Annotated in this window: 14 protein-coding genes; 8 read left to right on the top strand and 6 right to left on the bottom strand. The window is 60.7% G+C overall.

What is annotated here, in order from left to right:
• Positions 1-37: 37 nt before the first annotated feature.
• The 3 genes from EM858_RS14015 to folE form a co-directional block, all read right to left on the bottom strand.
• Positions 38-979 carry a patatin-like phospholipase family protein gene (locus EM858_RS14015; protein ID WP_127756952.1) on the bottom strand — a complete coding sequence of 314 codons (942 nt, stop codon included), beginning with the start codon at positions 977-979 and terminating at the stop codon, positions 38-40.
• A 94-nt stretch (positions 980-1,073) separates the two neighbouring features.
• Positions 1,074-1,526, bottom strand: coding sequence for a phosphoribosyl-AMP cyclohydrolase (gene hisI / locus EM858_RS14010; protein ID WP_127756951.1), 453 nt, complete (start codon positions 1,524-1,526; stop codon positions 1,074-1,076).
• A gap of 126 nt (positions 1,527-1,652) precedes the next feature.
• Positions 1,653-2,279, bottom strand: coding sequence for a GTP cyclohydrolase I FolE (gene folE, locus EM858_RS14005; RefSeq protein WP_003495569.1), 627 nt, complete (start codon positions 2,277-2,279; stop codon positions 1,653-1,655).
• Positions 2,280-2,561: 282 nt separating this feature from the next.
• Between folE and EM858_RS14000 the strand changes: the two genes are divergently transcribed.
• The 4 genes from EM858_RS14000 to thrS all read left to right on the top strand — a co-directional run bounded on the left by EM858_RS14000 (position 2,562) and on the right by thrS (position 6,021).
• Positions 2,562-3,008 carry an iron-sulfur cluster assembly scaffold protein gene (locus tag EM858_RS14000; protein ID WP_003523393.1) on the top strand — a complete coding sequence of 149 codons (447 nt, stop codon included), beginning with the start codon at positions 2,562-2,564 and terminating at the stop codon, positions 3,006-3,008.
• A 3-nt stretch (positions 3,009-3,011) separates the two neighbouring features.
• A complete protein-coding gene (gene yidD / locus EM858_RS13995) occupies positions 3,012-3,371 on the top strand; it encodes a membrane protein insertion efficiency factor YidD (protein ID WP_003523392.1) in 360 nt (119 codons plus the stop codon).
• Entirely contained in the window at positions 3,368-3,892 is a 525-nt protein-coding gene (locus tag EM858_RS13990) for a DUF1697 domain-containing protein (protein ID WP_127756950.1), read from the top strand. The genes yidD and EM858_RS13990 overlap by 4 nt, the downstream gene beginning before the upstream one ends.
• 125 nt (positions 3,893-4,017) lie before the next feature.
• Complete coding sequence (gene thrS / locus EM858_RS13985) at positions 4,018-6,021, top strand: threonine--tRNA ligase (RefSeq protein WP_127756949.1); 2,004 nt, start codon at positions 4,018-4,020, stop codon at positions 6,019-6,021.
• A gap of 202 nt (positions 6,022-6,223) precedes the next feature.
• On the opposite strand, the gene EM858_RS13980 is transcribed toward thrS, so the two are convergent.
• The gene (locus tag EM858_RS13980; protein ID WP_003523389.1) at positions 6,224-7,204 is read right to left on the bottom strand and encodes a hypothetical protein; all 981 of its coding nucleotides are present in this window, start codon (positions 7,202-7,204) and stop codon (positions 6,224-6,226) included.
• Between the two features lie 110 nt (positions 7,205-7,314).
• Between EM858_RS13980 and EM858_RS13975 the strand changes: the two genes are divergently transcribed.
• The 3 genes from EM858_RS13975 to EM858_RS13965 all read left to right on the top strand — a co-directional run bounded on the left by EM858_RS13975 (position 7,315) and on the right by EM858_RS13965 (position 9,773).
• The gene (locus EM858_RS13975; protein WP_059760236.1) at positions 7,315-7,896 is read left to right on the top strand and encodes a nitroreductase; all 582 of its coding nucleotides are present in this window, start codon (positions 7,315-7,317) and stop codon (positions 7,894-7,896) included.
• The gene (locus tag EM858_RS13970) at positions 7,896-8,507 is read left to right on the top strand and encodes a flavin reductase family protein (protein WP_127756948.1); all 612 of its coding nucleotides are present in this window, start codon (positions 7,896-7,898) and stop codon (positions 8,505-8,507) included. Before EM858_RS13975 ends, EM858_RS13970 begins: the two co-directional genes overlap by 1 nt.
• 75 nt (positions 8,508-8,582) lie before the next feature.
• Entirely contained in the window at positions 8,583-9,773 is a 1,191-nt protein-coding gene (locus EM858_RS13965; protein ID WP_127756947.1) for a DUF2336 domain-containing protein, read from the top strand.
• Positions 9,774-9,967: 194 nt separating this feature from the next.
• On the opposite strand, the gene EM858_RS13955 is transcribed toward EM858_RS13965, so the two are convergent.
• Positions 9,968-10,387 carry a hypothetical protein gene (locus EM858_RS13955; RefSeq protein WP_127756946.1) on the bottom strand — a complete coding sequence of 140 codons (420 nt, stop codon included), beginning with the start codon at positions 10,385-10,387 and terminating at the stop codon, positions 9,968-9,970.
• Positions 10,388-10,492: 105 nt separating this feature from the next.
• On the opposite strand from EM858_RS13955, the gene EM858_RS13950 reads away from it, so the two are divergent.
• A complete protein-coding gene (locus EM858_RS13950) occupies positions 10,493-10,948 on the top strand; it encodes a GNAT family N-acetyltransferase (protein ID WP_127756945.1) in 456 nt (151 codons plus the stop codon).
• 181 nt (positions 10,949-11,129) lie between these two features.
• Here the strand turns inward: EM858_RS13950 and EM858_RS13945 are convergent, their stop codons facing one another.
• On the bottom strand, positions 11,130-12,365 hold the full coding sequence (locus EM858_RS13945) for an AI-2E family transporter (RefSeq protein WP_127756944.1): 1,236 nt from the start codon (positions 12,363-12,365) through the stop codon (positions 11,130-11,132).
• Between the last annotated feature and the right edge of the window lie 160 nt (positions 12,366-12,525).

Here is a 12,525-nt window from a genome sequence, read left to right as displayed (position 1 = left end):
CGTTTCATCTATCCGTTTCGTGCTTTAAAGCAGGGCGCTAGCGCCGGAACGCCTGCTGCATGCGCTCAAGCTCCGGAATGCGGGAGCGTGTTTCCTCATATCCCCGGTCGATGGCTTCGCTGGCGCGGTGGAATTCCGAGAGGCCGATATCGTTGATGCGGGGGTGCATCATCAGGTCGGGAGGATCGCCCGCCAGGCGCGAGCGTGAAATCCGGTCCTGGATGATGTTGAAGGCCTGCACCATGACGCCCGGCAGGCCGGGACGCGGCGGGCTTTCCACACCCGGTGCTACGCCGCCATGCGATGGCGAGGCGGCGTGCTTGACCACGGCGGAGCGGCCGAAGAGGTCGTAATTCAGATTGACCGCGACGACCAGCGCCTGCTCATAGGCGCGGCAGACGGAAACCGGCACGGGATTGACGAGCGCGCCGTCAATCAGCGTGCGGCCGTTGCACTGCACGGGTTCGAAAATGCCGGGCAGGGCATAGGATGAACGCAGCGCGGTGACGAGGTCGCCCTGATGAATCCACACTTCGTGGCCGGTGCGCAGCTCCGTGGCGACGGCAATGAAGGGATGGTCGAGATCTTCGACGCGCAGACCTTCGAGATGCTCCTGCATGCGCTTTGTCAGCCGCATGCCGCCAAAAAGGCCGCCGCCGCCGATTGTCAGATCGAGCAGACCGGCAATGCGGCGCATCGTCAGCGAACGGGCGAATTCCTCCAGCTCATCGAGCTTGCCGGCGAGATAACAACCGCCCACCAGTGCGCCGATCGAGGTGCCGGCGATCATGCCGATCTTCACGCCGGCCTCATCCAGCGCCCGCAGAACGCCGATATGGGCCCAGCCGCGGGCCGCACCGCCGCCAAGGGCGAGCGCTATCCGGTGTTTGTCGACGATCTGGGTGACGGGCGGCTCATTGCCGGTGGCTTCGGGATTTCCTGCCGCAAGATGATTGTGACGATTTCCCCATCCCAACATGACCGCACTCCCTGCCAGTTCCGTCAGGCTCCGTCCTATCCCCGGAACCCGCTATATTGGTAGCAAATTGGTGCGGCCGATGGAAGGTGGCCGTTCAAGTTGCGGAATAGGTGGTCGCCGGATCGAAATGGCGGGTATCGTCGGTGATCTTCGTCACCGCCTGGCCCTCGGAGAGTTCGACCGTGCGATAAAAACAGGAGCGGCGACCGGTGTGGCAGGTGGCGTCGTGGCCGGCGACGGAGACCTTCAGCCACACGGCGTCCTGATCGCAATCGGTGCGGAATTCCTTCACCGTCTGCAGATTGCCTGATGTTTCGCCCTTCTTCCAGATCTTGTCGCGCGAACGGCTGTAATAATGGGCGATGCCGGTCTCCAGCGTCAGCGACAGGGCTTCCGCATTCATATGGGCGACCATCAGCAACTCGCCGTCACGGGCATCGGTGACAACGGCGGTGACGAGGCCGTGAGCATCGAATTTCGGCGAAAAAAGACCTGCGTTTTCGAGCACTTCCTTATCCGCAGGGGCGGATGGAAAGGGAATGGACATGGTAACCCCGGAAAATCAACTGGCGGAACGATTGGAGCGGCGGATAAACGGATTTGCTTCCGCCACTCTGGATTTTCTTGCGCATCGGATTTTCCGAAAACCGCCTGACGGCCTTCGGTCCAGCGCCTAGCGGTTCCGCACCATGGTCATGAAGCGCACCTGTTCGGCCGGGTCGTTCTTGAACGTGCCGGTAAAGCTGGTGGTCAGCGTCGTCGACCCCTGCTTGTTTACGCCGCGCATGGACATGCACATATGTTCGGCGTCGATCATGACGGCCACGCCGCGCGGTTTCAGGGTTTCCTCGATCGATCTGGCGATCTGCGCGGTCATGTTTTCCTGCGTCTGCAGGCGGCGGCCGAAGATTTCGACGACGCGGGCGATCTTCGAAAGGCCGAGCACGCGGCCCGCCGGAAGATAGGCGACATGCGCCTTGCCGACGATCGGCACCATATGGTGTTCGCAATGGGAGAAGAACGGGATGTCGCGCACCAGCACAACATCGTCATAACCGCCGACTTCCTCGAAGGTCGTGCCGAGCACGTCCTGAACGTTCAGCTCATAACCGGCAAAAAGCTCGCGATAGGCCTTGGCGACACGCTTCGGCGTATCCAGAAGTCCTTCGCGGGCGGGATTTTCTCCTGCCCAGCGCAGAAGAACGCGCACTGCTTCTTCCGCTTCGGCCTGGCTTGGGCGAGCTTCTGCCACGTCGGGTTTTGCGCCAGCGCCGGGGAAATTCTTCACGATCGCATCCATTCCGTCTCTCCCGATGCGGGTAAAGGCCGCACCTGAATTCGTTTTTCATCGCGAACTCTTGTTCGCAGTTGCTGCTATGTGGTTGTTTTACAGCATTTTGGCAAGACCGATGCTGTTATTTCGGTATCGGAGCCGCTAATTTCATCACGGCTTGATGTCCAGAAAGCTCGTTAGCATATAATGAGAATGAAGGGCAGGAAAGCTTCACTGCGACAAACGCTGTGTTTGAAAAATTTGACCTGTCCTGTTTTTGGGCAATCTTGAGCGCGCCGGGCACCGACGATGGACGATATCTACAATAATCGCATTCTGGACTTTGCCGGGAATATTCCGCTCATCGGCGTTCTTGAGGATGCCGACGCCAGCGCCGAGAAACACTCCCGGCTGTGCGGCTCCAAGCTCAAGGTCTATCTGAAGGTCGAAGGCGGCATCGTGACCGCGTTTTCGCATGAGGTTCGCGCCTGCGCGCTCGGCCAGGCCTCCGCCTCCATCATGGCGCACCACATCATCGGGGCTTCCAGCGGCGAAATCCGGCAGGCGCGGGAAGACATGCTCGCCATGCTGAAACAGGACGGTGAGGGGCCGACGGGCCGTTTCGAGGATATGCGGGTGCTTCAGCCCGTCCGCGATTTCAAGGCCCGCCACGCTTCCACCATGCTGACCTTCGAAGCGGTGGTCGATGCGCTCGACCAGATCGAGGGACGGCCGGCTCTCAACGCCGCGGGTTAGGCGATGTGCGGCGAACCGGGCTGCCGGCACCAGCAGACGGCGGAAAAAGCGGGCCGATCCCGCAACTGGACGGGCAGCTTTGCCAAAACGCCGGGGCGGCTTCTGGGCGTCGGTTTCATCCGGCTTTATCAGCTCACACTTTCCGGCTTCATCGGAAATTCCTGCCGCCATATCCCCACCTGTTCCGAATATGGCTATGAAGCCATTGCCCGACACGGGCTTTGGGCCGGCGGATGGATGACGCTGTTTCGCGTCGCGCGCTGCGGGCCGGGCGGCACCAGCGGGCTGGACCCGGTGCCGGAAGTGCTCGATGGCCGCAGGCGCTGGTGGATGCCGTGGCGTTACTGGAGCCTGCATCGATGAATGACTATGTGGCCCTGCTGCACAGCATCGTGCTCGGCGCAGGCAAGCGGCTCGTCATGGCCGATCTCAGGGCCTTGGCGGAAGAGCTGGGATTTGCCGAATGCAGAACGCTGGTCGCGACTGGAAATCTGGTTTTTCGCGCCGGGGCTGCACCTGTTCGTGAGATTGAGGACAGGCTGGAGCGCGCCTTCGAAGACCGCTTCGGCAAACATGTCGATATTCTCGTTCGTTCGGGCGGCGACTGGCTGAAACTGGCGGCGGACAATCCCTTCGCCCAGGGCAATCCGCCTGATGTCTGCGTTCGGGTGATGCGGGCGCCGCTGGACAACGGCGTCCTCGAATTGCTGGAGAAATACCGCGGGAGGGAAAAGATCGCTCTCGCCGGCGGCGATCTATGGATCGATTTTTGCGGCAAGCCGAGCGAGAGCAGGCTGCTTTCCGTGCTGACCACCAAAAGGCTCGGTATCGGCACCACCCGCAACGCCAATACGGTCAATGGTCTCGCGCAAATGCTTCGCTGAGCTATCCTTCGCCTTTGACTGCAATGGCAAAAGCCTTTATCAGCCTGCCTGTCCGCTTGTCGCGGGCAAATCATTATTCCAACACCACCCGCATTCGTTGGCGGGACTGGACAGGAGATTCGACAATGTCTGAAGCTGTTTCCCTTACATTTCCCGATGGATCCGTGCGCAGTTACCCCGCCGGTACGACCGGCCGCGAGGTCGCCGAATCCATCTCCAAATCGCTTGCCAAGAAGGCTGTCGCCATTGCGCTTGACGGCACCGTGCGCGATTTGTCCGAGACCATCACCGATGGCAAAATCGAGATCGTCACGCGTGAAGACGGTCGTGCGCTGGAACTCATCCGCCACGATGCCGCCCACGTCATGGCTGAGGCCGTGCAGGAGCTTTGGCCCGGCACGCAGGTGACGATCGGCCCTGTCATCGAGAACGGCTTCTATTACGACTTCGCCAAGAACGAGCCCTTCACGCCGGAAGATCTGCCGAAGATCGAAAAGCGCATGAAGGAAATCATTCTGCGCAACAAGCCGTTTACCCGCGAAATCTGGTCGCGCGAAAAGGCCAGGCAAGTTTTTGCCGCCAAGGGCGAGAACTACAAGGTCGAGCTGGTCGATGCCATTCCGGAAGGTCAGGACCTGAAGATCTATTATCAGGGCGACTGGTTCGATCTTTGCCGTGGCCCGCATATGGCCTCCACGGGGCAGATCGGCACGGCCTTCAAGCTGATGAAGGTGGCTGGCGCCTATTGGCGCGGTGACAGCAACAATGCGATGCTGTCGCGCATCTATGGCACTGCCTGGGCGACGCAGGAAGAGCTGGACAATTATCTTCACGTGCTGGCGGAAGCCGAAAAGCGCGACCACCGCCGCCTCGGCCGCGAAATGGACCTGTTCCATTTCCAGGAAGAAGGCCCGGGCGTCGTCTTCTGGCACGGCAAGGGCTGGCGCATGTTCCAGACGCTGACGGCCTATATGCGCCGCCGGCTCGCCAATACCTATCAGGAAGTCAATGCGCCGCAGGTGCTGGACAAGTCGCTGTGGGAAACCTCCGGTCACTGGGGCTGGTATCAGGAAAACATGTTTGCGGTGAAATCCGCCCATGCCTTCACCCATCCCGATGACGAGGAAGCCGATCAGCGCGTTTTCGCCTTGAAGCCGATGAACTGCCCGGGTCACGTTCAGATCTTCAAGCATGGCTTGAAGTCTTACCGCGAAATGCCCGTCCGCCTTGCGGAATTCGGCACCGTGCATCGTTACGAGGCTTCGGGCGCGCTGCATGGCCTGATGCGCGTTCGCGGCTTCACGCAGGACGATGCGCATGTCTTCTGCACGGAAGAGCAGATGGCGGCGGAATGCCTGCGCATCAACGACCTGATCCTGTCCGTCTATGAGGATTTCGGTTTCAGCGAAGTCGTCGTCAAGCTCTCCACGCGCCCGGAAAAGCGCGTCGGTTCCGACGACCTCTGGGATCGCGCCGAAAGCGTGATGATGGACGTTCTGAAGACTATCGAAGAGCAGTCCGAAGGCCGCATCAAGACCGGCATTCTGCCGGGTGAGGGCGCTTTCTACGGGCCGAAGTTCGAATATACGCTGAAGGACGCCATCGGCCGTGAATGGCAGTGCGGCACGACGCAGGTGGACTTCAACCTGCCGGAACGTTTCGGCGCCTTTTATATCGACCAGAACTCCGAAAAGACGCAGCCGGTGATGATCCATCGCGCCATCTGCGGCTCCATGGAGCGCTTCCTCGGCATTCTGATCGAGAACTTCGCCGGTCACATGCCTTTGTGGTTCGCGCCGCTTCAGGTCGTGGTCGCGACGATTACCTCTGATGCCGATGATTACGGCCGTGAGGTTGCTGAAGCGCTGCGCGAGGCGGGCATGGCGGTCGAGACCGACTTCCGCAACGAGAAGATCAACTACAAGATCCGCGAGCATTCGGTGACCAAGGTTCCGGTCATCATCGTCTGCGGCCGCAAGGAAGCGGAAGAGCGCACCGTCAACATTCGCCGTCTCGGTTCGCAGAACCAGACGCCGATGTCGCTGGAAGATGCGATTACGAGCCTCGTCGACGAGGCGACGCCGCCGGATGTGAAGCGCAAGCTCGCGGCGAAGAAGCAGGTTGCCTGATAACAGTTACGGCCCCTTCGGGGGCCGTTTTTGTTTGCGAGCGAAGTCCTGAAAGCTCTCTTCCGTCATGCTCGGGCCTGTCCCGAGCATCTGCAACGTCTCGATTGAATTGGACGTGATTAGATCCTTGGGACAAGCCCAAGGATGACGCCGTACATAAGGCAGGGAAAAGACCCAAAAGGCGCCGTGGCTGTTGTGGAGCCTACTCGAAATCCCCGGTCATATCTTCCGGCGCCTGGTCCTTCATCAGCACTTCCACATCCGAATCCCGACCTGACGTCACTTTGAAGTTGCGCTGGTAGACCTTGTCCTTGTTGCGGGCGATGGCGGTATATTCGCCTTCCGCCAGCACCATGGTCGAAAAGGCGCTGACGCTTTCGTTCACCACGTCGCCGCCGCCGTTCAGCACCGACCAGGCCGTATCGGCAATGGCCTCGCCGCCCTCTTCGGAAACGAGCTTGAGAGTGATCTGCGCGGCCTGGTGCTGGAGGGTTGCTTCCGTCAGCTTGCCGGCTTCCACCTGGATGTCGGCGCGCACCACCGCGTTGACGTTGCCATATTCGGAAACCACGTGATAGGTGCCGGCATTCAGCCGCACGATGGTGTTGGGCTTGATATCGGCCATGACGAGGCCGCGCTCGCCATCGGGGCGGGCGTCTGACGAATAGACGGAAAATTTGAGCTGGTTGCCCGAAATCTGCTTGTCGGAACCCGCAACCGCATTCAGCACGAAGCCGCCGGCATCGAGAATCAGCACCTGTTTCTGCACATTGCCGGAGGTTGGGACATTGAGTTTCTTGGTGACGCCCGCACGGCCGAAGGCGACGTTGACGAAATATTCGCCCGGCACCAGGTGGAATTCCGCCGAGCCGCCTTCCGAACTTGCCAGCATCGGCAATTTGCCGTCCGCGCCGGGAATTGGGCTGAAGACGCGCCAGGACAGGCCTTCCTTCACCGCTTCGCCTTCGCTGGTCAGCTTGGCTTCCATGTTGATATCGCGGGCGGTGCTTTCCGGGGCGTTGGGTGCGGAAGGGGCGGTGAAAGCGTTCAGCTTCGGCATTTTCGGCGTGCCGCCGAGCTGCTTGAAGTCTTTGAATGCGTCCTGCGAAAAAGCGGCTTGCGATAAAAGGCCAAGCACGGCACATGCAATGGTCAGACGTGCCGCGATTTTGATTGCCGACATTTTCGATACCGATTGACTTCTTGATTTTCCCGGATCACTTCAAAACCAATGCCGTGGCTATTTCAAGGCCCATGTTTTTGCGATGACAGCAGAATGGAAGATTTTTGATCATGACAAATGATATCAAGCTCCTCGATTATCTCAAGGTTCGCCGTTCCACGCCGGCCCTGCAACTTGCCGAGCCGGGGCCTTCGAAGGGGCAAATCGAGGACATCCTGCGCCTTGCCGTGCGCGTGCCTGACCATGGCAAGCTCGCCCCCTGGCGTTTCGTCGTCTATCGCGGCGAGGAGCGCGTGCGTCTCGGTGAGACGGCGCTGAGGATTGCGCTTGAAAAGAACCCGGAACTGGACCTGCAGCAGCAGGAAGCGGAACGCACGCGTTTCACCCGCGCGCCCGTCGTTATCGCCGTCATCAGCACCGCAAAGCCGCATTTCAAGATTCCGGAATGGGAACAGGTCATGTCCGCCGGCGCTGTGTGCCTCAACCTCATCTTCGCCGCCAATGCCAGCGGTTTTGCAGCGAACTGGCTGACCGAATGGTTTGCTTTCGATTCCGCATTTCTTGCGGAAATCGAGGTCGGCGCGGAAGAGAAGGTGGCCGGGTTCATTCATATCGGCTCGACGACATTCCCACCGGTGGAGCGGCCGCGGCCGGAGCTTGCCGATGTCGTCACCTGGGTCGGGGACGTTTGATGTTCTACACCACGGACACCAATCAGCACGGCCTGCCGCATGATCCGTTCAAGGCCATCGTCGCACCGCGTCCGATCGGCTGGATCGGATCGAAGGGCAGGGACGGTTCCCTCAACCTCTCGCCCTATTCCTTCTTCAATGCGATTTCGGACCGGCCAAAGCTTGTGATGTTCTCCTCCAGCGGCAGGAAGGACAGCCTGCGCAATGTCGAGGAAACCGGCGTCTTCACCGCCAATCTCGTCAGCCGCCATCTGGTGGACCGGATGAATGCGTCTTCTGCACCCGTTGGCTATGATGTCGACGAGTTCCAGCTTGCCGGTCTCACCGCCGTCGATGGGCGGGTGGTGGATGCGCCTTTCGTGGGCGAGGCGCTGGCGGTTCTGGAGTGCCGCGTGACCCAGATACAGCAGCTTAAGGACGTTGACGGTCAGCCGGCGGATTCGTGGATGGTGATCGGACAGGTCATGGCGATCCATATCGATGAAACGATCATTCGCGACGGGCGCATCGATATGGGGCTGTCGCGACCCGTGGCGCGCATGGGCTATATGGATTACTGCGATGGCGGCAGCGATGTATTCCAGCTGCAGCGCCCCTCTACTGCGCCGTAAATATAGTCCGTCTTCGGCTACGGTTAATTTTTATGGTGAACCAAACGTAAACCATTTGCGCCTAGAGTTTTATACATGGTGGCGGCGATGATGCCGCCATCCATTGTTGCGAATGTTTTCGAGGCTCAGGTGATCGTACAGGCATTTCTTCGCTGGTCTGAAAAGGCTGGCTCGACCGAGCGGGCGAAAGCCGCCAATGCTCTCGGCCGTGCCTATCTTCAGTCCGACATGGCGCGCGAGAACCGCGATGCCGCCTATATGGCGATGACCTATCTGCTCGACGATCCTTCGCCGCGTGTGCGGCTGGCGCTTGCCGAAGCGCTGGCGGATGCCCATGATGCACCGCGCGCCATTCTCGTTTCGCTCGCCGAAGACCAGCCCGAAATTGCCTGCACCGTCATTGCCCGTTCGCCGGTTCTCGGTGAGGCCGATCTGGTCGATCTCACCGGGCGTGGAGAAAGCCTGACGCGATCCCTCATCGCCGCAAGGCCGGACCTGCCGCGCGGTGTCTGCGCAGCGCTTGCCGAAGTCGGCGACCTGCCGGAAACCATCATCCTGCTCGAAAACGACGATGCCTTCATCACGCCGTTTTCGCTCAGGCGCATCGCCGAGCGCCATGGTTCGGACGCCGATATTCGCGACCTCCTGCTTCACCGCGAAGCGCTGCCCGCCGATGCGCGTCACCTGTTGATGGGCCGCATCAGCGAAGCTCTCGCAGGCTCCGGGCTGGTTCACGCGATGATCGCGCGCAACCGCGCCGACAGTCTTTTCCGCGAGGCGGAAGATTCCGCCACCATCCTTATCGCCGCCAGCGTTTCCTCCCCGGAGCTGCCGGCGCTGGTGGAGCATCTGCGCCAGCGGCTGGAGCTGACGCCGGCGCTGCTCATCCATGCCGTCTGTTCGGGCCGGCTGGAATTCTTCACGGCGGCCATGGTCAATCTCTCCGGTCTCGATGACCGCAAGGTGCGCGCCATTCTGGCGACGGGGCGGCCGCATGCCTTGAAGGCGCTGTTCCAGTCGGTCGGTCTTTTCGGCGATGTTGTCGACGTCTTCATCGAGGCGACGCTGATGTGGCGCCGTGCCGCCCGCTCGCAGCTCTCTGATGTGGCGGCCTCCGTCTCGGCGGAACTGCTGGCGCATTTCCGCGACGTCAACGGTTCCGAAACGCTGTTCGAACTGCTGCATGCCGTGCGCAAGCTCTCCATCGCCGAAGAGCGGCAGAAGGCGCGGTATTATGCGGAAGCGCTGACGGTCGAGGCGGCGTGAGGCCCCGAGGGGTTTTATAAGACGCTGCTGCGATGTTTCCGGGCAGGATCACTCCCATCCTCATCCCTGTGCTTGTCACAGGCATCCAGCCGACGCGCGTCTGCGCGGAGAGTAGAGTCTTTCCAGCCCAAGGACTTGGGCTGGCTAGATTCCTGTGACAAGCACAGGAATGAGGGAAGATCGGTTCCTAGCAATCACTTATCGAACCGCTTGGCGATCCACGAATAGCTGTTTTCAACCATCCTCACCGGTGTCCCCAAAAGGTGCTTTATGCCTTCGGTGGAAGGCAGAATACGGCTGACGCGGCTGATTGCCTGTCTGGTGAGGCTTTCCTCCTCCTTCGGCGTAACAGTCGCCGTTGCCTGCGGTGCCGTGGCCGGTGCCGAGGCGGGAGGTTGCGCGCCGGCCGTCTGCGGGGGCTGTTCGCCCGGTGTCTGGCACACGGCTACTACTACTGGATAAGGTGCGTTGGCGTAACGCTCCAGCTCCTTTTCCGACACGGCGTCGCACAGTTCGATGCTCGTCCAGCGCTGCTGCGAGGTCGCGAGGTAATGGCAATCGGTGGCGCTGTCGTCGCAGCCAAGGAAGGTCATGAGAACGAGGGCTGTTTTCATGGTGTGTGTTGCCTCTGTCGGGATTTATGCTCTAGAAACTCATCTATCCCGATTGCAGTGACATTACGACGAAATACGCATTTTATAGAGAAGGCAGGCATCGCATTGGCCACCGAAATCAAGCTTGAAACACCCCGGCAGGATGCGGTTCTGCGCCTCATCGACCTTTCCAACGCCTATATGGCCTCGCTTTATCCCGCCGAGAGTAATCATCTGGTCGATATCGGCGCGCTTGAGCAGGACAATGTCTCGTTTTTCGTGGCCCGGCACGATGGCCGCGTCGTCGGCTGCGGCGCGCTGGTGGAGGCGGGTGACGGCACGGCGGAGATCAAGCGCATGTTCGTCGATCCCGAAGCGCGGGGATTGCGGATCGGCAAGCTGATCATGGATACGCTTGTCGCGCGCGGCGCCGAGCTTGGCCTTTCCGCCATCCGTCTCGAAACCGGCATCAGCCAGCCGGAGGCGATCGGTCTTTACCGCAAGGCGGGGTTTGTGGAGATCGAGGCCTTTGCGCCCTACAGGCCGGATCCGCTCAGCCTGTTCATGGAGAAGGTGCTTTAAGCCTAAGGCGCGAGTTTGCCGTTCCTGCACGTCATCCTCGGCCCCGTGCCGAGGATCCAATCACGTATCGTAGAATCAACCGGTAGCAGATGCCCGGGACAGGCCCGAGCATGACGGATGCGCAGTTTAAGGACTATCTATAGGCACCAGCGTCGAGGCGTCCGCCCGCAGGCTTCAACGATCAAAACGCCGCTTTCCGAAACGCGGTCGTTTCCTCGCTATTGTCTTCGAGCGCGGCAACCTCATCAATGGCGTCTTCCTGCGTGGGCGGCGGCGAAGCCTCAGCGCTGGCGGCGGCGGAGATTTCCACCTCACGCACCCATTCGCGCCAGATCGCGACCAGGAGCGCCATCAGCACCGGGCCGATGAAGAGGCCGAGGAAGCCCATGGTCTTGACGCCGCCGACGAGGCCGAAAAAGGTGGGCAGGAAGGGCAGCTTGATCGGCCCGCCGACGAGTTTCGGGCGAATGGTCTTGTCGACGATGAAGAGTTCCACCGAACCCCAGACGAACAGCGCCAGCCCGTGGGCGGGCGAGCCGCTGGCGACGAGATAGATCGACACCAGCGTAAAGGAGAGCGGCGCACCGCCTGGAATGAGCGCCATGACGCCGGTGAGCACGCCGAGCGTGACGGGCGAGGGCACGCCGGCGATCCAGTAGGCGATGCCGAGGATGATGCCTTCGCCGATGGCGATCAGCGTCATGCCTGTGACCGTGGAGCTGATGGTGGCGGGCACGACGCGGGAAATGCGTTCCCACCGCGTCGGCAGGATGCGTTCGCCGACCAGATCGACCTGCCGGGTGAAGCCCGCGCCGTTGCGGTAGACGAAGAACAGCGCGATCAGCATGAACAGCAGGGTCAGCACCAGGTGGAACGCGCCGTTGCCGGCGGCGAGGATCGCCCGGTAGATATTGCCGATATTGGCGCCGCTGACGAGCTGGATGAGCTCGCCGATGGCGCCCGGCGTGCCGATATATTTCACCCATTGTTCGCCGAGCCAGGGGCCGACGGCGGGCAGCGCCGCGATCCAGTCCGGCACGGGCGCGCCGGTCTTGTTGACATGCACCGCCCAGCCGAACCATTCGCGGATTTCGCTTGCCGTATAGGAGGCGGCGATGAAGATCGGCACGACGAGGAAGGCGAGGATGAGGATGATGGCGATGGTGGCGCCGAGCGTGGTGTTGCCGCCCACCTGCCGCAGAAGCCGGGTATAAACCGGCCAGCTGGCGAAACCGATGACGAGAGCGGCGAGAACGGGGACGAGAAAGCCGTGGAAGAAATAAATGCCGGCAAGGGCGACGAGAACGAGAAGCCAGCGCGCAGCCGAGATGGGCGGGATCAGGGCGATCCGCGTCGGGCTGGCGGGACCAAGCCATCTCGGTTCGCCACTGGGCTTACGGCTTTCAATGTTACTCACAGCAGGCTCTTTCTCGCATTCTCCCCGAAGGGTGCATCCACTCTGTCACACCGATACATATAAGTGCAATATAATCCGATCACATTACCGTTGTGTGTTTATTGCTGAACCTATTGAACGATTTTGGTAAAAATAGAACATCGGTCTTGGCGCGCGCATT

This window comes from Agrobacterium sp. CNPSo 2736, from assembly GCF_004005385.1.
In the GTDB taxonomy this organism is placed as follows: Bacteria; Pseudomonadota; Alphaproteobacteria; order Rhizobiales; family Rhizobiaceae; genus Agrobacterium; species Agrobacterium leguminum.
Note: the sequence above shows the minus strand (reverse complement) of the source record. Positions and strands in the feature narration are given on the sequence as shown.